This is a genomic window from Neoasaia chiangmaiensis (assembly GCF_002005465.1).
Taxonomy (GTDB): domain Bacteria; phylum Pseudomonadota; class Alphaproteobacteria; order Acetobacterales; family Acetobacteraceae; genus Neoasaia; species Neoasaia chiangmaiensis.
In genome coordinates, this window is record NZ_CP014691.1 from 499,059 (window position 1) to 522,190 (window position 23,132).

A 23,132-nucleotide genomic window follows, 5' to 3' on the forward strand; every position below is an offset into this window, starting at 1 on the left:
GCTGCCTCGCTGCTCACGCTGTTTCGCGATCCAGCCATTCGGGGATCGTCTCGCCAGCCCACAATGCCTCAATGGGCTGACGCGCCTTGATCGTCTGCCATTGTCCATGTTCGACCATGGCCTGCGCCGCGAGAGGGCGAGCATTGTAGGTCGAACTCATGACGGCACCATAGGCACCGGTATCGAGAATGGCGACGACATCGCCACGCTGCAAGGGCGGGAGGGGCCGCGCGGTCGCCATGATGTCGCTGCTTTCACAGACGGGGCCGACAACTGTCTGCGGTATCAGATCTTCCTGCGCCCGTTCGGGCGACAACGGCACGATGCCATGCCACGAATCATAGAGGGCGGGGCGGGCAAGGTCGTTCATGGCCGCATCGAGCACGATGAAATCGGGCACGTCATCCGGCTGCTTCTTCACGTCGATGACCGACGCCAGCAGCACGCCGGCCGGGGCGGCAATCCAGCGCCCCGGTTCGATAGCCAATGCGACATCCAGATCTCCCAGCGTCTCCTGAATGGCGCCCGCCAGAGCGCTGGGCGGGGGGGCCAGTTCGTCGCGATACCGGATGCCGAGACCGCCGCCACAATCGACGATATCGACATGCAGCCCATCGGCACGAAGCGCCCGCACCATATCCGCCACGCGCCCGTAGGCTGCCCTGAACGGCGCGGGGGACAGGATCTGGCTGCCGATATGCACGGCCAGCCCGACGGGGATGACATTCGGCAGGTCGGAAGCCTGCCTGTAGAGCGCGGGCGCTTCATGCCAGGCGATGCCGAATTTGTCTCCGGCACGACCGGTGCTGATCTTGTCGTGCGTGCCGGCCTCCACGTCCGGATTTACACGCAGGGCGACCCGTGCCGTCGCGCCGAGCGTGCCAGCCAGCGCGGAAAGACGGACCAGTTCCTCCGCACTCTCGACATTGATCTGCCCGACCCCCTGGACCAGCGCGAATTTCAGTTCAGCGTCCGTCTTGCCGACGCCGGAGAAAACGATCCGATCCGGCCTGATGCCCACCGTCAACGCCCGATGAAGCTCACCACCACTTACGACATCTGCACCGCACCCTTCAGCACGAAGGACGCTGAGTGTTGCCAGATGGTCGTTCGCCTTCATCGCGTAATGAAACCCGACATCCAGCCCCGCTGCCTCGAAGGCCGAGCGGAGATTACGGACGCGCCGACGAAGGGTCCCGGCGCCTGTCACCCAGCAAGGCGTTCCCAGATCTCTGGCAAGAATCTGCAAAGGCACATCTTCGAACAAGAGGCCGGAATGGACGTCCATGCGCAGTGAAGGACGGGATGCAAGAAGATGCAGGGGATCGGGATCGGGGCGCGTCATGATCGACAGACTATCGACCAACGCGCCGCCTTCCAAGCGGGGAGGAAAAGAGTGTAGTTCTTGCAATATGAGCGATGATCTGACGCAAGCCGCCGTGGCGGTCCGCAAGAAAGCCTATGCACCTTATTCCAGATTTCTGGTCGGTGCGGCCATACGAAGCGATATTGGCCTGCATGCGGGCTGCAACGTTGAAAACGCCGCATTTCCCCAAGGTAGCTGCGCCGAAGCCGGCGCCATTTCGGTGATGATCGCAGCCGGCGGCAAGCGCATCCAGGAAGTCGTGATCGCTGGCGGTGGGGAGGCGCCATGCACGCCATGCGGTGGATGCCGTCAGCGCCTGCGCGAATTTGCATCGCCTGACCTGGTAATCAGGATTGTCGGGGCGGAAGGAGAACCTCGCCTCGTGCGCACCCTTGCGGAACTGCTGCCCGATTCATTCGGCCCGGACCATCTTGTGTGAGATTTGCAGCCGCGGCGCTTCTGGCTCTGCTGGCAGTTCAGGACGCCACGGCTCAGGCGCTCCCCGGCATCGATGGCAATGCAAGACGCCCCATACCACTAAATGATCCGCCATGGCGGATTCTGGGACGTGTTCAGACGGATCTGGGCGCCCGCTGTACAGGCTTCCTTGTTGCGCCGCGTGTGGTCGAAACGGCTGCACATTGCCTTTTCATTCGAAAGACCGGTCATTTCACGCCACCCGGTCATGTCCATTTCCTGCTCGGCTATCGCGCAGGGACATATCGGGCGCATGCCCATGTGCAGCGCCTAGTCATTCCAGCCGGCTATAACCCGATCGCTCCCACAACCACGCCACTCGACGATCACGCGCTTCTCGTTCTCGATCGATCCTTGATATCCGAGAGCCAGTTATTGCCTTTCGTGAAACCTGCCGTTGGAATGCGCGCCGCCCTGGCCGGATATCAACAGGACCGCGCGGAGATTGCCGTCGGTGACACGGACTGCGCCATCGTGCGCATCACGGGCAAACTTGTCGCCCATAATTGCAGCGGCACCTTCGGCGTCAGCGGCGCGCCCCTGATCGTCCGGGCCTCGCAAGGCTGGGCCATTGCCGGCGTGACGACGCTGGCACATGCCGGATATGGCGGATACGCCATTGCTCAATAGGCAATTGTATTTTTGCAACGCCGCGTTTCGGTCATGCAGTAATTTTTGAACAAAAGCGGCATTTCGTCGTTTCAGATGGTGGAATCCTCCCGACGCATGTCGTCGACCTTCGGAAGGCACATTATGGCGATGCGCACGATGTTTTCTGACCACTCGACGACTCCGCCGGTCGTCCTCGTGGTGGAAGACCAGGCCCTGTTGAGACTCGTTGCCGTCGATATGATCGAGGAGGCGGGCTTCACGGCGCTCGAAGCCGCGGACGCCATGAGTGCCCTCAACATGCTCAGGATGCGTCAGGATATCGCTTTCGTCTTTTCCGATGTGGACATGCCCGGCGCCATGAACGGCATTGACCTCATTCGCTACATTCGCGCCCTGAACTCATCGATCAAGATCATCGTGACCTCAGGCACTTTTCACGCTGACAAGCTGGAATTGCCATCTGAAGGTATTTTCCTGCCCAAACCATATCTTCTCGATGACGTCAGCGCGGCGCTACAGCGCTTCACCCATTAAAGAGACTCCCATGGAAAAAAATCTTGTCATTGTCACCGGCGGCGCGCGCGGGATCGGTCGCGCGATTGCTGAAAAACTCGTGCAGGAGGGCTATGCGGTTGCGATCACCTATACGAGTTCATCGACACGAGCTGATGAGGTCGTATCGCGTCTGCAAGGCGAGGGCGGGCGTATCCGGGCCTTTCAGGCCGACGTGACGAACCCCGCGCAGATTGCCAAACTCTTTGATGATGCGATATCGGCATTAGGGCCGCTGCATGGACTGGTTAATAATGCCGGCATCACCGGCACACAGGCTCCGATCGCCGACCAGACGCCAGAAGACCTCAACAAGCTGATCGCGACAAACATTACGGGCAGCCTGATTGCCGCAGGCGAGGCCGCACGGCGATTGTCAACAGAAGCTGGCGCCCTTGGGGGCGTCATCATCAATATCTCATCGGTCGCCGCGCGGTTGGGTGGGCTATCGGGACTCGTTGCGTATGCCACGACGAAAGGCGCGATCGAGACTTTCACTAAGGGCTTCGCCAATGAAGTGGCGCGTAATGGCATACGCGTCAACGCCGTGGCGCCTGGGCTGACCGATACGGAGATGGTCCCTGCGGAAGCGGCTCAGGCCGCTGAAAAATATGTGCCGATGGGACGTATGGGAGAACCGAGCGAGATCGCAGAGGCTGTCGCCTTCCTGCTGTCGGACAAGGCCTCTTATATCACCGGCACCACTTTGACGGTTTCCGGCGGTCGATAAGCGAGAGTATGGCGCACCCGAAAGGACTCGAACCTCTAACCCCCAGATTCGTAGTCTGGTGCTCTATCCAATTGAGCTACGGGTGCCATGCGACCAGTATGACTGATCTATATCGCGGCTTGAAAAGCCTTGGCGCACCCGAAAGGACTCGAACCTCTAACCCCCAGATTCGTAGTCTGGTGCTCTATCCAATTGAGCTACGGGTGCGTCGTGGAGCGGGTTCTTAAAGGCTCCGCTCCGACCCTGCAAGAGGGAAACATCAAAATTTCCGAAGGTTATGATTTCGGTCGTGTCAGAGTGACGTGAGCCCGGCAGGACGGCGTGCCGAAAGTCCCGCCGATCGCCTGACCGACCGGATATCCGTTGAACACCATCGCCTGTGGCCTGCGGTTGGCGTCGGTCGTCTGGAGTTGCGCGTGGAAGTGGAGGTTGTCCGGGCCACGCACGCCCTTCAGAACAAGGGATCCATCGGCAGGCGTGAAGCTGATGGTGTGCGTGGCAATCTGTAGCGTCGAGTTTCGCTCGGTCGGGCATGTGCCCTGATCCGTTACCAACGCGCCGGTCCATATACCGACAGGGTCGATATTGGGGGTGTTCGATGTGCTGCATGCCGCAAGCAGGGACAGACTCGCCATACCGGGAAGCAGGACGAGACGGCAGGTCCGACGGACAAAAGCGGTCATGATGTGTTTTTTCTCGAAAAGCATGAGTGAATATAGTGCCCGATCCGCGTGCAAGATGGATGACGCTGCCGTGCGAACCCCTTATAGGATGGCCACGATTGTGACGCACGCTTGGTTTAGGACGATTTGAAACATGGCCGCATCGGAAAACGCCGCTCAACTTGAACACCTCCTGCACGAAGACCGCATCCTGATTCTGGACTTCGGCAGTCAGGTAACCCAGCTGATCGCACGCCGCGTTCGCGAAAGTGGTATTTATTGCGAAATCTGGCCGTTCACAGCCGAGCCTGCCCGAATTGTGGCGTTCAACCCACGGGGCGTCATTCTTTCCGGTAGTCCGGCCAGCGTCCATGATGCCAATGCACCCCGTATTCCGGATGTCATCTTCGAACTCAATGTGCCGGTGCTCGGCATCTGCTATGGGCAGCAGGCCATGTGCATGCAACTTGGCGGTGCCGTCGAAACGCATGAACACCGCGAATTCGGGCGTGCACATATCGATATCGCAGAAGATTGCGCGCTGTTTCGCGGCACATGGTCTCGTGGCCATCGCGAACAGGTCTGGATGAGCCATGGCGACCGCGTGACGAAACTTCCGCCGGGCTTCCGCGCGGTCGCCTATTCGGAAGGCGCGCCGTTCGCCATCATCGCTGACGAGGGACGGCGTCTGTATGGCGTGCAGTTCCACCCGGAGGTCGTGCACACGCCGCATGGCGCAGCACTTCTGCGCAATTTTACGCATGATGTCGTCGGGTGCCAGGGCACCTGGACCATGGCCGGCTTCCGCGAACTCGAAATCGAACGAATCCGCAAGCAGGTTGGAGAAGGGCGCGTCATATGCGGCCTGTCCGGCGGTGTTGACTCCTCGGTCGCCGCCAAGCTGATCCATGATGCCATCGGCGACCAGCTGACCTGCATCTTCGTTGACCCGGGCATTCTGCGCGCCGGCGAAGCGGATGAGGTCGTCAAGACCTTTCGTGGACGCTTCAACATCCGCCTCGTTCACCGCGACGCGTCCGACCTTTTCCTGTCATCGCTGGCGGGCATCACTGACCCGGAAACCAAGCGCAAGACGATCGGGCGCCTGTTCGTGGAGGTCTTCGAGGAAGAGGCAGCAAAGCTTGGCGGCGCACAGTTTCTGGCGCAGGGCACCCTTTATCCCGATGTCATCGAATCGGTCAGCTTCACGGGTGGCCCCTCGGTAACGATCAAGTCGCACCACAATGTAGGGGGCTTGCCGGAGCGCATGAACATGCAGCTCGTGGAGCCATTGCGTGAGCTTTTCAAGGATGAGGTGCGTGCGCTGGGGCGCGAACTCGGTATTCCGGAAGCCATTGTCGGCCGGCATCCTTTCCCCGGTCCGGGACTGGCCATTCGTATTCCGGGTGCGATTGATCGGGAGAAGCTGGACCTCCTGCGCAAGGTGGATGCCATCTATCTGGAGGAAATCCGCAACGCCGGGCTCTACGATGCGATCTGGCAGGCTTTCGCCGTGCTGCTCCCCGTGCGCACCGTTGGCGTCATGGGCGACGGACGGACCTACGATCAGGCCTGTGCGCTGCGCGCCGTCACGAGCACGGACGGCATGACCGCCGAAGTCTATCCCTTCGACTTCGGCTTCCTGAATCGCGTTGCGGGTCGCATCGTGAACGAAGTCCGGGGCATCAACCGTGTGACGTATGACATCACGTCCAAACCCCCAGGAACGATCGAGTGGGAGTGATCTAAGGTCGTTTCAGACTATCTCGCGCAGTACCAAAAATCGCCTGAACCTTCTGACTAACAAGGACTTTTCTTCCTACCCCGTATCACTGCATGTCACCCCAGCCCGGCCACTTTGTTGGTAGCGATGTTGGTATGGCGCAGAATGGTCAAGAAACGGGCTTTCGCTACCAACACCCCCTTTGTTGGTATCCGTTTGCCCCCCGACCGGATGCGGATTTATGGGCGATCTCACTGATAAAGAACTGAAAAACCTCAAGCCAAAGGCCAAGCTCTACAAGGTGACGGACCGCGACGGGATGCACGCCGCTGTCACGCCGAGCGGGGTCATTTCATTCCGGTATCAGTACCGAGTAAACGGGCGGCAGGAGATCTTGACCATCGGCCGCTACAGCGCCGAGGCGGCGCGCACGCTGACACGGGCGCCCGACGCACTGGAATACGGAATGGATGTGTCGCTTGCGGAGGCGAGGACGCTTTTGGGGCGCGCCAGGCGCCAGGTCGAGCGGGGTGAGTCGCCGTCGAAAGCCAAGGTGGAGAAGCGCACTGCGTCAGCCGAAGCGTTCACCTTCGGCGGTTGGGCGGAAGCGTATTTCAAGCACAAGGCCGATCCCAAGTCGGGAGCAGAAAGACTGGCCGACAGCACGCTAGCGATGCGCCGCTCTGTCTATGATCGCGCCATCGCGGCAAACTTGTCGAAGCTCAAGCTGGGGGAGGTGACGCCACAGCGTCTCAAGCGTCTCTGCGACGAGGTCAAAGAGAAACGCGGGCCGGCCGTCACCACATCGAGTCCCTCGCTGACGATATCAACCACCCGATCGTCAAGCTCCGCCACGCAGCGCGCATCCTCGGCATCCTGGGGCCCGAGCGCGCTGCAGCGGCGCAGCTCGGCCGTGAGGTCATCGGAAGCGGGCGGGGCAACGGTCGGGGCGATCTCAGCGGCCGGCGTGGAGGGACGCCGGTTGATCGCGAAGAGGGTCGCGATGAAGGCTGCGGTCCGGGCGCCCGGCGTAACTTTTGAATGCGATTAGATCGTGAGCGCGACGTTGGCGGGCGCGGCGCGCCGGACGAACATATAGGCGGCGGCCTCGAGGTGGAGAAAGTACCGTAGCCGGACGATCAGCAGCGCTGAGAAATCGATGTCCCGCTCGCCGTTGACCAGGCTCTGCATCGAGATGACGTCCTCGTGGCTCGGCCGGACCGGAAAGCTGGGGTGGGAATGCCACTCGCCCAGATAGTTGAAGCGTTTGAAATCGGAGCCGGTCTTTCGAAAGAAGATGTCGAGCGCTTGCGCATGATGGTCGGGACTGCGGACGAAATGCGCAGCCGTCCCGGTCGTTTCGTCGACCGAGAAGTCGACGATGCGGAAATGATCGGGTGCGACTTGCTCTCCCATGAGGATGCCGCCGATCTCAAGCGAACATCCTTCCCGACTCGCGCCGACGCGCATTATTGGGCGACCGAAGGGGACCTGCTGATAACGAGGAGCAACACCCCCGAACTTGTCGGTCATGCTGCCATCCACTCCGGCAGTCCCGTCCACTGCATCTACCCCGACCTGATGATGAAGCTGAGGCTCGATAAGAGCCGCACCGACACTCGGTTCGTCTGGTATTGGCTTCAATCAACAGTGGTTCGCGACCACATCAAACGGTTCGCCAAGGGCACAAGCCCGACAATGAAAAAGATTTCGCAGTCCATCGTCGGGGCCATTCCGTTCCCTGTACATCTCTCCATTGACCAACAAACAGATATCGTCGCAAAGCTCCGCACCTTCCAAGAAAAGCTCGACGCAGTGCGCGTGCTTCAAATCGAAACCGCCACCGAGTTGGACGCCATGCTTCCCGCCATTCTCGACAAAGCGTTCAGGGGGGAGTTGTCATGACCTTTTTCGCCATCAGAGGAAGCCGACAGCTAACGTCCGAGGAATTCCTGGCCCATCTCGCGCTTGCGATCAGGCTGGAAAACGTCGGCGTCCTGCTTGGTGCCGGAGCCTCCAAAGGCGTCGGCGGCATGGTGATGGCGGACGTATGGGCGCTCCTCACGAGCGAATACGACGAACAAGTCCAGTTCCTTCGGGACAACAAGTTTCTTCCGGACGGCGAGCAGGGCAACGTTGAACTCTTGCTGGACCGGCTGGAAATCGCCTGTCTGGACGGCGAACGAATCGGCGCTGACCTGACCAAGCTGAAGGCGGCGCGGCACGCCCTGCGCAAGGTTGTGCTGCGAGCCGCCATTCTTGACGAAAAGCTATGGTCCGAACCGGATCAGGCGATCCTGAATCCCAAGCTGTCGGACCACATCAGACTTGTGTCGCGTCTTGCCGGCAACCGGCAGCCCGGTCAGGCCGCGCCGTGGGCATTCACGACCAACTACGACCTTGCGCTGGAATGGTCGGCCGAGGCGCTGGGCCTTCATTGCGTCAACGGCTTTTCAGGAACGCATGACCGCGCTTTCCGGCCGAGCAGTTTCGACCTTGGTCTTCGCAACGTGCAGGCGCGCGGCGAGGCGCGCTTCGGCACATACAACCTCTACCTTGGCAAGCTTCACGGCTCGATTTCATGGACCGCGAGCATGTCAGGCAGCGTGTGCGAATTACCCAGCGCTAGCGTGAAGCCGCTGGTGGATCAGTTCATCGCGTCCGATCAGCCAGACAACTGGCCGGGTTTCATGATCTTCCCCGGCGCGTCGAAATTCGTTCAGACCACTGCGTTCGTATATGGCGAGGTCATTCGCCGCTTTACCGAATTTCTCTCCCGTCCGAACGCCTGCCTTATCGTCAATGGCTACGGATTTACCGACGACCACATCAATCGGCTTATCGTTTCGGCGCTACAGAACCCGACCCTGCAACTCATCATCTACCTTCCCGAGATTGACCGTTTGGGCATCTACGACACGCTCGCCGCGACCGGCGAGGCGATTAAGCGTCTGAGAACGTAGTTATCATCGCCGTCGAGCAAGGTCGGGAGAGAAGGTCGAGGAAGGTGCCTTCTCTCGAATCTCAGACCTCTTTTTGCCGTGCTTTCTTCCCACGCTCCTTTATGATGTTGAAAGCGCTATGGCGGGATGATCGCTGTAGAGGATCCGGGAATTGAGCGTCCTTACCCTGATGGTATCGCAGTTGGTACGGACTTGGAGCCTGAGCGCAAAAGCCCAACACTTACAATGCGAACTCAAGCCCATTGACCATCGAGTGGGAATGATTCCGCGTATTGGCGATCATTGACGACCAGGGAAATTGTATGGTGGCCGATCGCCTGACGATATTTGGTATCAGAAACTGCGACAGCGTGAAAAAAGCGCGTCAGTGGCTCCTGTCGTGCAACGTTCCTTATGAGTTCCACGACTTCAGGACACAGGGATTACCTCCGGCCAGCCTTGACGCCTGGATCGCCGCCGTTGGCTGGAAGGAACTGTTGAACCGCAGGGGAACGACCTTCCGTCAACTTCCCGATGCCCAGAAATCTCATCTCGACACCCAAAGTGCGCGTGGTTTGATGCTGTCGTATCCAACCTTGATCAAACGCCCCGTTCTGTGCGGATCGTTCGGCATACGCGTCGGTTTCGATCCAGATCTCTATGAAGGGCTGTTCGCAGCTTGTGGTGACTGATTGCTCAACTGGGCCAGGATTTCCTGATGCAGCATGGCGGGCGTGAGATCGGCCTGCCGCGGTGACGTTGCCTGACAGCGTCCATCGACGAACCGTAGCATGACATAAGGTGTCGCGCGGCCCGATTTGTGATGCACGACATTGGGGATGGACGGCCGATGATCTCCGTAGAAGACGAGCAGCGCATCGGCACGCATATTTCCAAGATCTGTAATCAGATTGTGCAACATGCGATCGCTATTGGCGAGGTGCGCTCGATAGGCATCCGCCGCGCTGGCCATGCCCATCCGGTTGCTCTTCCAGGGGCCGTGATTTTCCATGGAGACACCGTATATCAGCGTCGGCTTTGTGGCGTCGTGAGCAAGACCGGCGATTGACGCACCAAAAGGAATATCGCCGATATAAGGGCCGACAGCCGCGTCTGGCGCGAAGCGGTCGTCGCCGACAATTTGATTGAAGCCCCAGTTCGGGACGATCCGATGGCGCGAATAGAACCGCATGTCGTGCGGATGAATGAAGACGCGATCAGGATAGCTGGCGGCCAGACGGTTCGGCAGCGCGAAAGATGTTTCCTGATCCGACGTAAGGAAAGGATCGTAGCGACGGAAACCCAGCGCACTGTCGTCGCGCCCGCACATGACACCATACTCGGTTCGCATCGTATATGCACCGAAACCGCTCGGCAGAAGGTTGCCGTGCAGGATCGCTTTATGACGGGCAAGCGCCAGCCCGGGCATCTCCATCGTATCGTTAAACAACTGCCGAGGATCGGCGAACGACTCACATTGAATCACGATGAGGAGCGGGGGCGCATCGACAGCTTTCAACGGGGAAATGGGGAGCGGTGGCCGCTCCCGGCGCCACCGGACACTGTACATAACGAGCGTGGACAGCAAGCCAAAGCGACGGACGTCCGGACCGAGATCGGGACTTTTCATGATTGTCGCACGACGAGCGACCATGAATGAAAGAACACCGAGGACGAACGCCACCAGGACGCCGTCAAGACGGCTATCGGAATCGCCTGAGCGAGCAATTCGGACCATGACAAGCAGTAGGCCCATGAAGACGATGGGCAGGGCCACTCTCAACGCGACGGGAATCGCATGCAGATAGAATTTCGGTGCGCGCAGAAACGAAATGAACACGATCAGGTCAGAGAAGACCAATGGCTCGCCAAGGATTTCGTATTTGATGTTTGAGCCAACGACCGTGCTCAAAAGGAGCAGCATGGCGATGATCGCGCTGAGCCAGAAGGAGCCAAGAAGTGCTACAAGTCCAGCCATGACGATGGCAACGGGCAGAAGGCGCAACACGATGCCGCGCATCGTCCGCAAGCCACGAGGATGAGCGAACCCGTCAATGATCTCCGCGATAACGATGAGGAGCAACCCCCAGCCGACGAAACTCCACATAGGCGACAACAAAACCCCTTTCGTCGAAATATCCACGGCAATCGTGCCCGTGCCTTAGAATTGCAATAAAGCGCGTGATAGTCGGCATGATGGGTATCGGCACCTGAACGGTTTGGCTATGACGAAAACGCGATGATTTCACGAGATTCTTTTCCCGGCGCATCAACCGATGCCGCGAATACCGTGCAGGCCGCATGGCTTAGTCCTCCACCGTTTCGCGGCGCTGTTCGTCTTGCAGAGCCATGTGAGATTTCGCCGACGCTGCCGCCCCGATCGGGATGGGAGGCTTTGTTTGCCCATATTCGCCGCGAACGCGTAGGCGGCGCTTTCTGGGCGGCGCCACCGGAATGCCGGACGGCCCGGCACATCGTATCGTTTCCTCAATCCGAGTCTGAAGCCCGGCAGCTTTGGCACCGCGTCTGCGCGCGTGTTGGCGATGAACCGAAACTGGCTATCGATCATTTTGGCGGACGGGGCGATGATCTACTTCGGGAGATCGCCGAGGTTGGGGGCCATTATCTGACGAGGAAGACCGATCTCCGGGACATGCTGCTTCAGGGCGCTTCCGTATGGTCGACGGCAACGGATAACTGCGCCGTGCTCGGGCTTATCTACGGTGCACCTGTCAACGTCTGGCCCGATGGCAGCAACGGTCCGGAACGAGGTGATCCGCGCCATGCGCACACCATCATTCTCGATGGGACGCGCTATTTTTGTCCTTTTACGGGGCAGGCGACTGATGCCGCGACGGCCATCGGCTTTCTCGGTAACTGGCGGCGTATGATCGATGCCAACCGGCATGTTGCCGTTTGTGTCGGTATGTCCTGGTGGAAGCGCGCACGGCTCGCCAAATTCCTGTCGAACGAAGAGAGGCCGCTTTTTCGCCGAAGCGCCTATAGCGCCGTTGCCACCGCGGCAAGGCGGCATGGAGACATCGCCGTCTGGTCGTCACGCGTTCCAAGCCGCCTTCGACGATATGCGGACCGTCATGGCGTCGGCATCCAGCTTGTCGAAGATGGATTCATTCGATCGGTGGGTCTGGGAAGCGATCTGTTGCCGCCATCGTCGATCGTTGTGGATGCGCATGGCATGTATTTCGATCCATCGCAGCCAAGCGATCTCGAGATCCTGCTGACCAGTGGAAATTTTACGCCTGAAGATCGGGACCGTGCGCGTCGTCTGATTGATCTCCTGGTGAGTTCCAAAATCTCGAAATATGGTGCCGGTCCGGCGCCATATGCTCCTCATATTGGCGCCCGACCGGGTCAGGTCACAATTCTGGTGCCGGGACAGGTAGCGGATGACCTTTCGATAAGGCTCGGGGCGAAGGACATCGATGGCAACCTCAGCCTGCTGAAACGCGTAAGGCAGGAAAACCACGATGCGTGGATCGTCTATCGTCCGCACCCGGACGTGGATGCGGGCCACCGGCAGGGAGCCATCCCGGACGATGAAATCCTGCAATACGCCAATCAGATTGGACGAGGCGGGACTATCACCGCATGGATCGAGGCATCATCCGAAATTCATACGATAACGTCGCTCGCAGGCTTTGAAGGACTGTTAAGGGAGCGGCGCGTCGTTACCTACGGCCAGCCATTTTATGCCGGATGGGGATTGACGGTCGATCGTGCGCCGCGCATTCCTCGCCGAAATCGTTCGCGCAACCTTGAAGAGCTTGTTGCTGCCACGCTCATTTTCTACCCGCGTTACCTGGATCCGGTAACGGAGCTTCCTTGTGGACCGGAGATTTTGGTCTCGCGTTTGAACAATCCCGATTTATGGCGTCCCAGTCTGACGATGCGCGTCAGGCGTCTTCAAGGGCGTGTCCGACGTTATGTCGCCATGCACTTCGGTGTATGGCAAACGAGTTCGCGATCATGAACAATAGTTTTTCGGAAGAGCAGCTAAGAGCGTTGACTGATCATCTGCCTGTCTTGCCGACACGTCACTTTCTCCTCCTGCAAGGGTTGATGGGGCCATTTTTCGAGCGGATCGGTGAGGCCTTGCGCCGAGATGGCTACGAAGTGTTCAAAGTCAATTTCAATGGCGGAGATCGCTGGTTCTGGAATCTCCCTGGTGCGATCAACTATCGGGACACCGTGGAAAACTGGCCCGACGCGCTTCGCCACATCATTCTGCAGCACGGCATCACCGACGTTCTGCTGTTTGGTGATTGCCGGCCGATGCACAGCGTCGCACTGGACGTATGTCGTAACCTGCACATTCCCGTTCACGTGTTTGAAGAGGGATACCTGCGCCCCGACTGGGTGACGCTGGAACTGGGCGGCGTCAATGGACATTCAAGCCTGCCGCGCGATCCGGATTATTATGTCAAAACAGCTGGATACCTGCCTCCAGCGCCAGAGCATCATGCCGTGCCATCGTCCTTTCGCCGGCGCGCGCTTGAGGGCATCGCCTATAATACGGCCGATATCCTGACACGTTGGTATTTCTCAAACTGGACCAATCATCGCCCTTGGCACCCGATCGTTGAAGGTATCGGATGGACCAAACGACTGGCTCGACGCAAGGCCGCACAACGTCGGACGCGGCGCCTTTGTCGGAAGCTGGAGATGGGCGCCCTGCCTTATTTCCTCTTCCCGCTGCAACTGGATGCGGACGCGCAAGTGCGATTGCATTCCGATTTCTCCGGCATCGAAGATGCAATCGATCGGGTTGTCGTCTCCTTCGCAAAATTTGCCCCGAAGACGGCACGTCTGGTCATCAAGGAGCATCCGCTGGATAACGGCGTTAAGGACTGGCGTGCGATTGTTCGTCGGAAAGCCCAGGAGTGCGGCGTCGGTCCACGTGTCGGCTATATGGAAGCAGGCGACATCGCGCTGGTTGTGGGTAATGCGGCCGGCGTTGTCACGATCAACAGCACCACGGGAACGCTCGCCGTGGCCCAGAACATTCCAACCATTACGTTAGGCCGGGCAGTCTACGATCTCGCTGGCATCACACACCAGGGCCCACTGGATGAATTCTGGCATCACCCAACAGCACCGGATCGTGAAGTGTTCGCTGCCTTCCGTCGTGTCCTGATCGAACGCTGCCTTATCCCGGGCGGCTTCTTTTCCGACGAGGCTTTGGACACCCTTGTAAAAGCCGCCACGAAACGGCTGGAGCAACATTCACCGATCGCGTTTGCCGCAGCATCCAAAGCAAGACAGCATCAGCGCTTCAGCGATACATTCCATCGGGCACAAAACCCTCTGGATCGCGCCACCGCCTCCATCGCCCACGCCGTTGCACCGACATTATGATGGACCACGTAACCCGGAATGGCGAAAATCCGCACTTTTTGCTTGATATTTCACGTCTTATAGCGCGTGCGGGACAAAGCGTCCCCACGGGCATTGATCGCGTTGAACTTGCATACGCCAATTTCCTTCTGAGACATCACAGTGCAAACCTCACCTTCAGTGCGCTGCATCCTGTCGGGCGGTATGGTACGCTTCCTTTTGGCAAGGCCTTAGCTCTCATCAACGTTCTCAACCAATGCTGGGACGGCCAGGGCGGGGAGGCTGCCTGCGCAAGGCTTGGTCGCTCGCTCCGACGTCACGCGCTGTTGGGACGTGCCGAAAAGATTTCAGGAAAAGTCTTCCATCTGCTGCTATCCCATCATCATCTCAATCGTCCCAAGGTCGTGTCGCGCGTGCTGCGCCGTTATCGTGCACGCTTTATTCCGATGATCCATGATCTTATCCCGATTGAGTATCCGGAGTATGCACGTCCTATCGAACCCGTTCGCCATGAACGGCGGTTAGCGACCGTCAGTCGCTATGCAGACGGTATCATCGTTCCATCCGAAGACGTAGCAGTAGCAATGCAGGAGCGATTACGGATGAAAGGGCGCGTTCATGTTCCTGTCTGGACAGTGCCACACGGCATACATAAGCACCCGTTGCCTGAAAAATCCCTATCAGCAGATACCCGCGTTCCCTACTTTGTTTATCTTGGAACAATAGAGCCGCGCAAAAATCACCTGCTGCTGCTCAACATCTGGCGGCGGCTCGTGCAGCAACTGGGAGAAAAAGCACCAAAGCTGATCATCGTTGGCAAGCGCGGGTGGGAAAACGAGAACATCGTCGATATGCTGGAACGTTGCCCGTGGCTACAGAACCATGTTGAAGAACACAATAGCTTGCCCGACACCGAGGTCGTCAGGCTGCTTTGCGGTAGTCGTGCCCTGCTTTTTCCATCATTTGTCGAGGGGTTCGGCCTGCCTTTGGCAGAAGCGCTTTCATTGAATGTGCCGGCAATCTGCTCGGATATTCCTGTATTTCGTACAATCGCCCAAAAATCCGCGACGTATATTGACCCGCTCGATGCGAAGTCTTGGGAGCAGGCAATTCTGGACTTTACATTCGGAGACGATCACACCGCCAACCTGCCCAAAAAAAACAATTGGGCCCCTTTTGAATGGGATTCCTCGGTTAGCATGGCACTCGACAAGATTGTGCTCTCGTAAGGCAAAAGATTATGTATCGCATGATTTAATTTTTTGGTTTGTTGACCGATCTTTTGATATCATGGAAAGGTTTAATACTCTGAGGCCATAAAATGTATTATCCAGTTCTGCTTTGCTGAGACATTCGGCTGGCTTTACTACTATTCAGCAGACTTTGCGCAAAAGATATTTGCTGTTGCGTTATATCTCCAACTCAGGCAATCCAACGCATATGAACCAAATCGACAACGGTTTTGATGGGCAGCTGCAAACCCGAGCTGCATTGACTTCGCCAAGACAGCCGTCTCGCCTGGCGCTCGCACTGCGTCGCCGCGCTCCGTTCCTCGTTGTCGTCGTGGCACCGACTATACTGGCGACATTCTATTATGCTGCTATCGCGACGCCCCAATACATTTCCGAAGCGCAGTTCGTCGTACGTGGGCAGAACAATCAGTCAAGCGGTGCGCTCGCAGGTCTCATGTCCATCACGGGTAGTGGAGGCGGCTCAAGCGAAGACACCTATGCCGTTCAGGACTATATCATGTCCCGAGACGCAGCACGTGAGATGCTGGACAAGGAACACATCGACCGCGTCTATAGTGTCCCACAGGCCGATTTTCTCGCGCGGTTCCCGAATTTTTACACCCTGAAATCATTTGAGCACTTTTTTTCATATTACAAGCGGCATGTCCTGGCGGAACTTGATACAACAAGCGGACTGTCGACGCTTCAGGTTAGAACTTTTACTGCGAGTGACTCGCAGCGTATAGCGAGAGCATTGCTCAATGCCTCGGAACGTCTTGTGAACAAGATGAATGAACGGCAAAGGCAAAATCTTGTCGCCAGTTCGCTCCGGGAACGTGACGACGTCGTTGCTCATTTAAGAGATCTCAGCAAGCAGATTGATGCGTATCGCAACCAGGTGGCGATGCTTGATCCAAACAAGCAATCTGAACCTATGCTCAAGGATATTGCGACACTGCAAACAATGCTGATCACTACCCAGCTCCAGGTCGAGCAACTTCAGGCCACTGCACCAAACAGTCCGCTTATCACTGTCTATCAACATCGCATTGCTGCTCTAGCGGATCAGATCGCGCATGCGGCCACTGGCGTTACCGGCGATGATCGGTCAATGGTACCCAAAATCAGCGCGTATGACGATTTGCTCCTGCAGCGGACGCTTGCAGAAAAAGAGTTGGTCACAACGACTGCCGCGCTCGATTCTGCGCGCGCGCAGGCAGATAAACAGCAACTTTATCTCGACGAGGTCACGCAACCCAATCTTCCGGACTATCCTCTTTATCCGCGAAGCCTGACGAATATCGCCATCGTATTTCTTACAATGGGTGCTCTATATGTCATGGCCAGCCTAATCATTGCGGGTGCGCGCGAGCATAAGATTCACTAATAGTTTGCTGTTTTGTTGTCTGGGCTGTTCTGATGCTTCGATGTATTGACATTGTGAAAGATTATCATGGGCACTCAGGAACCCGCCGGGTTCTGAATCATGTCAATCTTGAGCTTCGTCCTGGGGAGAAGCTTGGTATTCTGGGACGCAATGGTGCGGGGAAGTCAACACTTCTTCGCATTATAGGTGGCGTGGAACCGATGACCGGCGGTCGAATTGAACAGGATATGTCAATATCCTGGCCTATCGCATTTGGCGGCGCGTTTCAGGGAAGCCTCAGCGGACTCGATAATCTTCGTTTTATCTGCCGTATCTACGATCTCGACTACCACTCAACGCGCGCCTTCGTTGATGATTTTGCAGAACTCGGCAGGCAGTTGGCTGACCCGGTCAAGACATATTCATCCGGGATGCGCGCCCGCTTGGCGTTCGCTCTTTCCATCGTTATCGAATTCGACTGTTACCTGATCGATGAAGTTATTATGGTTGGCGATGCTCGTTTTCACAAACGCTGCCACGACGAATTATTTACCAAGCGGGCAGATCGAAGCCTGATTATTGTTTCTCACAGCATGGATTTTGTTAAAGAAGTCTGCAACAGAGGCGTTCTGTTGCACAACGGTCAGTTACACGATCATGATAGCGTGGCCGGGGCGATCGAAGCGTATGAACGCCTTTGATAATACCGGAATCCGACTTAAATAAAAATCATCCATCCAAAATAATTAAAATTTCCACAGCTTTTCCCGACGCGCCCCATACCGCAAGGTAGGAAGCGCGCGCAATAGTACGACAGCCGCTATTAGTGCGCTATATAAGCTGCTGTCACACCCTGACCAATTAATGTACCAATCAACTGATTGAATTTGTAAAAGCGGTTGGTTTTTGCGTTGGCAATGAAAATCAGGTCCTTGTTTTTCATTGGCAACTTTTGCGCCAGGAAGTAACTATTGGGGTTCATCATATCAAGCTTGTAAACAACTGGCACCCACTGACCAATGGCTGGTGTGGTTATTCCCATACGCCGCGCAGCGGGTATATCTTCAAATCGGAATAGGAATACGGCGTTGGGATCGGCTCGCTGATCCGCAGGTCCACCCACTCGAGCGATAGCCTCGGCCAATGTTAGATCTGGGGAGCGGAACGGCGTTTCTGTGACCCGTTCGCTTGCACCGAAAACCGTATATGTACGCGGCTGATAGATGACGTGAATTCTATCGCCCGGCTTGGCGCGAATGTCCTGATCGGGATGTGCTTCCAGCGTTCCGAGATCGGTTCCGCCCATTCGACCGCCACGCAGCAATTCGACATGCGAATCTTCGGGCGAGTAGGTTGCGCCTCCAGCGATCGCCACAAGGTCAGACAGCCGCTCCTGTGCCGTCGTCAACAATTGTCGCCCTGGCCGACGAACCTCGCCAGAGATGATGACGGTATTGCCGATATCTGTCCCGATATGAACCATAACCTGCGGATTTTGCGATTTTCCGAGAAGTTGTTGACGAATATGGTCAGCAAGGACCTCTGGCGTTAACCCCGCCGCCTTCATCTTTCCGACATACGGAATCAGTATGGTACCATCTTGCTCTACCTGGGTCGGTGGCAAATTGACGTTCGTAACACCCGTGGATGGTCCACCAACCGATCCGGCGCTGCTCAGGCTACCACTCGCGCTTGTAAAAAGGCCGCTCCCGAGTTCAAAGACGGTGATCGCCAGCATGTCACCAGCGCCTATGCGATCATTGGCCAGTGGAATATTATTATTTGTATCTATGTTGGAGATCAGCGGCGGATGCTCACCAGCGAGCACAGAAATGAGCAACGGCGACACCGGGAGGATCTGATAACCCAGTGGATTATCGTTTTTCGCGCTGCTTAAAACTTTTTGTTCCGTCGGGCCACTGTCCGGTAAGGCGTTACAGCCCGCCAACAAAGCGACGCCAGATAAAAGCATACCGAGAAGAGTTGGACGTCGCGAAAAAGAAAGCTGGTTCATAGTAAAGGGTTCGGCCTTAGATGGTTGGATTTGCTGCGATGATCTGGCGATACATTGAGTCCAGTCGGTCCTCGAATTTCTTCATGTCGAAATTTTGAGCCTGCTTGGTGCCCATTTCCTGAAGGCTTTGGCACAGTTCGTCGTCGCGATCCAGACGCTCGAACCCTTGCGTAATCGACGACACATCATATGCATCGACATAGAGCGCTGCTTTTCCTGCGACTTCCGGGATAGCCGTTTCCTTCGACGTCATAACAGGAACGCCGAACGACATCGCTTCCAGGATTGGCAGACCAAATCCCTCCGCCAGAGATGGAAACACAACGGCACGGGCGTTCCTGATCAAGGAATGGAGTGCCAGCTTCGGAAGATATTCGATCGATATGATGCGGTTACATTCTATCCCGCGCTGGAGGAACCGTAACTCGTGTTCGTTCTTCCATGCCATCGCACCAACAAGAACCATTTGCCGATTTGTATCAGCCGATAAAAACGCTTCGATAATTCGCCCTATATTCTTCTTGGGCTCCAGAGAACCAAAGAAAATGAAGTAACTGTGTGGCTCCAAGTCAAAAACACCACGAACTTCCTTTATCGTCTCCGCAAGCGGCCTGCTATCGGATTCTTGGTCCCTAACAAAAGACTGATACGTATTGTATGTTTTATTTTCAACATGAGGAAAAAAAGAAAGTATTTCTTTCTTAGACGCCTCTGATACAGTAGCGATTCCGTCAGAAGTCTCGGTTAACATTTTTATAAGACGAAAATAGTATCCCTTGTCATCCAGTGTCGTGTTCGGGAAGCGCAGGGGCACAAGATCATGGATTGTATAGATATTGATGCTGTTCCGAACCCTTATAGGCAACGGATATGTCCAATGCATGATCTTCGGCGAATTAGGAACCGTAACTGTTAGACAGCGTCCTGTTCGCCGGAAATATCGGCTGGCGCGTTGAAAAACTGCGGGGCAATTCAGAATTCGATCATAGGCAGGCATACGATCAGAGAACTGCCTTTGCTCAACACGATCGGCCATGGGCACTTCGACAGCGTCGTTTCCGCGTAGATAGGTGACTTGGTCCCGCCACCAGGGGAGCGTCAACGGAACCCTTTTTTTTCGTGTATCAGCCTGTCCGAAACTGTTGAAAAACACGACCTCCCGCAAATCGGGCGCCATCCTCCTTGAAATATGCATACCAAAGAGAACATCAACGGGATGGTGCATCTGACGGAGTGCGAAGCTCAGCGTTCTTGCATAGGTGGCGACACCGGTACCGCGCGGCAATGCTAGGTTGAATCCATCGATCCCCACGCGGAATTTTTCAGATGCCGTCAACAGTCATAACCTCTCGGGGAAAGCGTTCGCGTGTTCTGTTCGGGTATAGGCGCACGTCCAGCACGCGTCAAAGCGGCAAGGACCTGACCGGAAGTTGCGTATAGAACGCATGCAAACGTTGCGCGAAATGATGCATCGAAAAATCGCTGGCCCGCGCCAGGCCACGCTGCACATAGGCGGCACGAATGTCGTCTGAGCGATCAAGCGACGCTATCGCTCGCGCGATCTCCTGAACGTCGCAGGGATCGATCAGAAAGGCGCCAGCACTGGCAATTTCTTCAGTTGCATGTCCTCTGCTCGTGATAACGGGCGTTCCCAAAGCCATGGCTTCGACGATCGGCAGGCCGAATCCCTCCGCTAGCGAGGGGAAGACCACAGCGCGCGCTTCGCGGATGGCACGGAGCAGGGAAGGGCGTGAGCACCAGGCGACGCGCCTCACAAGTTCGGGATTCGGATGCAAGCGAAGGGCCGCCCACTCGTTATCTGCTTCCCATCCGTCATTACCGATAATCGTTAAAGGGCGCATGGTGCCGCTGGCAGCATGTGCTGCGATGATCCTGCCAACGTTCTTGCGACGTTCCACTGTGCCAAAATACAGAAAACCACCTTCAGGCGCCACGGAAGGTGAATAAGCTGATTCAGCGACCTCGTGATCCTCAAGGCAGATAGGCTGTCCGAGATTGACGACCTTTTCTGGCGAGATTGGCAGATTTGCGAGAATGTCCTGCCGAACCACGTCGCTGACAGTCACAACAGCGTCTGCACGAGATACGCACGCCAGTAGTAATGATCTCAATCTCTTCGCTGAAATACCGGACATCTCTGGCTTAATGACAGGAATTATATCATGGATTGTGACAACGTTCCGGACATTCCGCCAGTATATAGGCAATGGATACGTCCAATGCATGATGCTTGGTGCCATATTACCAGAGATCGCGGTCATACATCTGGTCAGGCCATATCGAACGTGAGCAGTTCGGTAGAGGTCGTCGCAAACGAACAAATTGTCTTCATGAACATCAACGACACGGCTGGAGCGTATGGCTCGTCCATGACGGCGCACGTAAGCCCTAAATCCCTTGTGTCTTACGACAGTCGACTCGCCGTCTGAAATTCTTGCAACATCCAGGCCCGTCAAGCGAGCCGCCATCTCCAACGCTCGCGCGTATGTTGCAACCCCCGTACCGCCAGCGCGACCCGTATTCCGATCATCGTAGCCTATCAGCATATTTAGTTTCAGCGGCGATGATGGGGCGCCTGCGTACCGAAGAGTCGATCCCAGAAAACAGCTGTGATAGCGAAATTATGCTCGGGAACGGCAAAATGATGTTTGAGATGATGACGCCGTAAATATGTGAGTATCCGATTTCGACTACGCGATTGATGCCCGGCATAGTGAACGAGATCGTAGGTGAAATAGCCGCTGACAAAGCCCAGAAAAGCCGCGTTTCCGGAAGGACCCAACACGCGAATCAATGCAAACCAGATCAGCGCCGCTATCGGTATCGTCACGATAAGGGGCATCATGTTGCGCATGCGATCATTTGGATCGGCATGATGATTGCCATGGATCAGGAAAATGAACTGCTGACCCCACTTCGACTTGAGATCCAGATGAAAGAGGAAGCGGTGGGCAAGATACTCGATCAGCGTCCACAGCACGAATCCACTGACCGCCAGAGCGATAGCCTGTAGTATCGGGAGGCTACCGCACTGCCATGCCACCACAGCCAGAAGAACTGACCATACCGACAGAAACCAGGACATCGGCATGAACGTCATTCGTTCGAGCAATGCATTATGAAACAGTCGAACGCTCAAGCCGGCCTACCTTCACCCATATCGAATCCCCCCTTAATGCCATCAATATGGTTCAGGTGGGAGACGACAATACGGCCATACAGCAACATTTTATGACGGGCTTTCTTGTCTCGTCGGTCCGTCATGACACCCGAGAACATCTGCGCGAAGCTAAATCTATATGAACAGTGGAGAATGTTCCAGCATTTCCCACGGTATTGCCCTCAGTCATGATGCGCTGTCGGATGACAGCCTCATCACCGAGACATATGTGATGCAAGCGGGCTCCAAAAAAGCGAAATATTTTGTTACATAAACACCGAATAAAATATCTGTAGAATAAAAATTGTCACCTTAAGGACAAATATCTTAAATTATCAGAAGCGTAAAAATGATCGGAGTATGACACCAGAGAATAATAATGGACGATTTGAGGTGCGCTCATTATCCGGATACTTATTTTAAAAACTGGAGTAGAATCATATATTTTCGAAAACGCCCCCCTCCATTACGCGTCGTTATGAACCAGATATATTGATAAATCTTTGACGGCATCGTCTACAACGCGTCAGTGATGCCCCGCAGTCTCGCCAATCATTTTATCGCCCACCTCTTGACACCGCACATCGCTGAAGGCGCCGAAGCGGATAAGCGATGGCAACTTGCTCATATAGGTGGAGGTGCCGTCGTACCCCAACTCGTACGGAGTGCCCTTACTGCCTGAGTGAAGGCAAATTGAGTGATCCCAGTGGGTTATGATGCAGGTTTTGTAAGAACCTGATGAGGTGGACTGAAATCGCCTGTGCGCGGCTTTCAGCAGGCGCCCAAATCGTGAACGCAACTTGATGAAGCGCTTCTTACAAACTCAAGCACTTCCGCCGCGTCGTCACCCGCTATGATATGCTCTCCACCAACTTCTTCGCCCTGATGGAACTCGCTTAAATGCGGCCCTGACTCCGTGC

Annotated in this window: 22 protein-coding genes, 2 tRNA genes and 1 pseudogene; 15 read left to right on the top strand and 10 right to left on the bottom strand. The window is 56.2% G+C overall.

All coding sequences use genetic code 11. The features are described from left to right. Nucleotides 1-13: 13 nt before the first annotated feature. Nucleotides 14-1,345 (bottom strand): diaminopimelate decarboxylase, encoded by a 1,332-nt coding sequence (lysA, locus tag A0U93_RS02420; protein WP_077808266.1) that lies wholly within the window; start codon nt 1,343-1,345, stop codon nt 14-16. A 67-nt stretch (nt 1,346-1,412) separates the two neighbouring features. Here lysA and A0U93_RS02425 point away from each other — a divergent pair, with 67 nt between their 5' ends. The 4 genes from A0U93_RS02425 (at nt 1,413) to A0U93_RS02440 (ending at nt 3,737) form a co-directional block, all read left to right on the top strand. Continuing rightward, nucleotides 1,413-1,805, top strand: a complete 393-nt coding sequence (locus A0U93_RS02425; RefSeq protein ID WP_077805949.1) for a cytidine deaminase — start codon at nt 1,413-1,415, stop codon at nt 1,803-1,805. Further along, on the top strand, nt 1,802-2,473 hold the full coding sequence (locus tag A0U93_RS02430; protein ID WP_077805950.1) for a trypsin-like serine peptidase: 672 nt from the start codon (nt 1,802-1,804) through the stop codon (nt 2,471-2,473). The genes A0U93_RS02425 and A0U93_RS02430 overlap by 4 nt, the downstream gene beginning before the upstream one ends. A 123-nt stretch (nt 2,474-2,596) precedes the next feature. After that, nucleotides 2,597-2,989, top strand: a complete 393-nt coding sequence (locus tag A0U93_RS02435) for a response regulator (RefSeq protein ID WP_211274040.1) — start codon at nt 2,597-2,599, stop codon at nt 2,987-2,989. 10 nt (nt 2,990-2,999) lie between these two features. Next, a complete protein-coding gene (locus tag A0U93_RS02440) occupies nt 3,000-3,737 on the top strand; it encodes an SDR family NAD(P)-dependent oxidoreductase (protein ID WP_077805951.1) in 738 nt (245 codons plus the stop codon). A 9-nt stretch (nt 3,738-3,746) separates the two neighbouring features. Here A0U93_RS02440 and A0U93_RS02445 read toward each other — a convergent pair. The 3 genes from A0U93_RS02445 to A0U93_RS02455 all read right to left on the bottom strand — a co-directional run bounded on the left by A0U93_RS02445 (nt 3,747) and on the right by A0U93_RS02455 (nt 4,420). Then, a tRNA-Arg gene (locus A0U93_RS02445) sits at nt 3,747-3,823 on the bottom strand. A 44-nt stretch (nt 3,824-3,867) separates the two neighbouring features. Beyond that, a tRNA-Arg gene (locus A0U93_RS02450) sits at nt 3,868-3,944 on the bottom strand. Between the two features lie 68 nt (nt 3,945-4,012). Next, the gene (locus A0U93_RS02455; RefSeq protein ID WP_174807245.1) at nt 4,013-4,420 is read right to left on the bottom strand and encodes a hypothetical protein; all 408 of its coding nucleotides are present in this window, start codon (nt 4,418-4,420) and stop codon (nt 4,013-4,015) included. Nucleotides 4,421-4,553: 133 nt separating this feature from the next. On the opposite strand from A0U93_RS02455, the gene guaA reads away from it, so the two are divergent. Then, complete coding sequence (gene guaA / locus A0U93_RS02460) at nt 4,554-6,143, top strand: glutamine-hydrolyzing GMP synthase (RefSeq protein WP_077805952.1); 1,590 nt, start codon at nt 4,554-4,556, stop codon at nt 6,141-6,143. 220 nt (nt 6,144-6,363) lie between these two features. Further along, nucleotides 6,364-7,173 carry an Arm DNA-binding domain-containing protein gene (locus A0U93_RS17175; RefSeq protein ID WP_456306289.1) on the top strand — a complete coding sequence of 270 codons (810 nt, stop codon included), beginning with the start codon at nt 6,364-6,366 and terminating at the stop codon, nt 7,171-7,173. Here A0U93_RS17175 and A0U93_RS02475 read toward each other — a convergent pair. Then, complete coding sequence (locus tag A0U93_RS02475) at nt 7,170-7,655, bottom strand: Mov34/MPN/PAD-1 family protein (RefSeq protein ID WP_245825032.1); 486 nt, start codon at nt 7,653-7,655, stop codon at nt 7,170-7,172. The two genes, A0U93_RS17175 and A0U93_RS02475, sit on opposite strands and share 4 nt — an antisense overlap. Nucleotides 7,656-7,703: 48 nt before the next feature. On the opposite strand from A0U93_RS02475, the gene A0U93_RS02480 reads away from it, so the two are divergent. The 3 genes from A0U93_RS02480 to A0U93_RS02490 all read left to right on the top strand — a co-directional run bounded on the left by A0U93_RS02480 (nt 7,704) and on the right by A0U93_RS02490 (nt 9,756). Then, nucleotides 7,704-8,027: a restriction endonuclease subunit S domain-containing protein gene (locus tag A0U93_RS02480; RefSeq protein ID WP_077805953.1), complete on the top strand. Its 324-nt coding sequence runs from the start codon at nt 7,704-7,706 to the stop codon at nt 8,025-8,027. After that, the gene (locus tag A0U93_RS02485) at nt 8,024-9,085 is read left to right on the top strand and encodes an SIR2 family anti-phage-associated protein (protein ID WP_077805954.1); all 1,062 of its coding nucleotides are present in this window, start codon (nt 8,024-8,026) and stop codon (nt 9,083-9,085) included. Before A0U93_RS02480 ends, A0U93_RS02485 begins: the two co-directional genes overlap by 4 nt. A gap of 272 nt (nt 9,086-9,357) precedes the next feature. After that, on the top strand, nt 9,358-9,756 hold the full coding sequence (locus tag A0U93_RS02490) for an arsenate reductase (protein WP_245825034.1): 399 nt from the start codon (nt 9,358-9,360) through the stop codon (nt 9,754-9,756). Here A0U93_RS02490 and A0U93_RS02495 read toward each other — a convergent pair. Continuing rightward, the gene (locus tag A0U93_RS02495) at nt 9,723-11,171 is read right to left on the bottom strand and encodes an LTA synthase family protein (RefSeq protein ID WP_077805956.1); all 1,449 of its coding nucleotides are present in this window, start codon (nt 11,169-11,171) and stop codon (nt 9,723-9,725) included. The genes A0U93_RS02490 and A0U93_RS02495 overlap by 34 nt on opposite strands. Nucleotides 11,172-11,303: 132 nt before the next feature. Between A0U93_RS02495 and A0U93_RS02500 the strand changes: the two genes are divergently transcribed. From A0U93_RS02500 to A0U93_RS02520, 5 genes are all read left to right on the top strand, one after another. After that, a complete protein-coding gene (locus A0U93_RS02500; RefSeq protein WP_077805957.1) occupies nt 11,304-13,055 on the top strand; it encodes a capsular polysaccharide export protein, LipB/KpsS family in 1,752 nt (583 codons plus the stop codon). Next, nucleotides 13,052-14,440 (top strand): capsule biosynthesis protein, encoded by a 1,389-nt coding sequence (locus tag A0U93_RS02505; RefSeq protein ID WP_174807246.1) that lies wholly within the window; start codon nt 13,052-13,054, stop codon nt 14,438-14,440. Before A0U93_RS02500 ends, A0U93_RS02505 begins: the two co-directional genes overlap by 4 nt. Further along, a complete protein-coding gene (locus A0U93_RS02510; RefSeq protein WP_147150908.1) occupies nt 14,437-15,648 on the top strand; it encodes a glycosyltransferase family 4 protein in 1,212 nt (403 codons plus the stop codon). The genes A0U93_RS02505 and A0U93_RS02510 overlap by 4 nt, the downstream gene beginning before the upstream one ends. Nucleotides 15,649-15,823: 175 nt before the next feature. Continuing rightward, a complete protein-coding gene (locus tag A0U93_RS02515; RefSeq protein WP_245825036.1) occupies nt 15,824-17,038 on the top strand; it encodes a capsule biosynthesis protein in 1,215 nt (404 codons plus the stop codon). A 32-nt stretch (nt 17,039-17,070) separates the two neighbouring features. Beyond that, nucleotides 17,071-17,718, top strand: coding sequence for an ABC transporter ATP-binding protein (locus A0U93_RS02520; protein WP_077805960.1), 648 nt, complete (start codon nt 17,071-17,073; stop codon nt 17,716-17,718). A 122-nt stretch (nt 17,719-17,840) separates the two neighbouring features. Here the strand turns inward: A0U93_RS02520 and A0U93_RS02525 are convergent, their stop codons facing one another. The 4 genes from A0U93_RS02525 to A0U93_RS02540 all read right to left on the bottom strand — a co-directional run bounded on the left by A0U93_RS02525 (nt 17,841) and on the right by A0U93_RS02540 (nt 22,143). After that, nucleotides 17,841-19,031, bottom strand: a complete 1,191-nt coding sequence (locus tag A0U93_RS02525) for a polysaccharide biosynthesis/export family protein (RefSeq protein ID WP_077805961.1) — start codon at nt 19,029-19,031, stop codon at nt 17,841-17,843. 16 nt (nt 19,032-19,047) lie between these two features. Then, on the bottom strand, nt 19,048-20,367 hold the full coding sequence (locus A0U93_RS02530; protein WP_245825038.1) for a glycosyltransferase family 4 protein: 1,320 nt from the start codon (nt 20,365-20,367) through the stop codon (nt 19,048-19,050). Between the two features lie 67 nt (nt 20,368-20,434). Beyond that, on the bottom strand, nt 20,435-21,598 hold the full coding sequence (locus A0U93_RS02535; protein ID WP_077805962.1) for a glycosyltransferase: 1,164 nt from the start codon (nt 21,596-21,598) through the stop codon (nt 20,435-20,437). An 8-nt stretch (nt 21,599-21,606) separates the two neighbouring features. Further along, nucleotides 21,607-22,143 carry a sterol desaturase family protein gene (locus tag A0U93_RS02540; RefSeq protein ID WP_169852679.1) on the bottom strand — a complete coding sequence of 179 codons (537 nt, stop codon included), beginning with the start codon at nt 22,141-22,143 and terminating at the stop codon, nt 21,607-21,609. Nucleotides 22,144-22,982: 839 nt separating this feature from the next. Between A0U93_RS02540 and A0U93_RS16725 the strand changes: the two are divergent. Beyond that, nucleotides 22,983-23,112, top strand: a pseudogene (locus A0U93_RS16725) (IS5/IS1182 family transposase); the annotation flags it as partial. Nucleotides 23,113-23,132 lie beyond the last annotated feature (20 nt).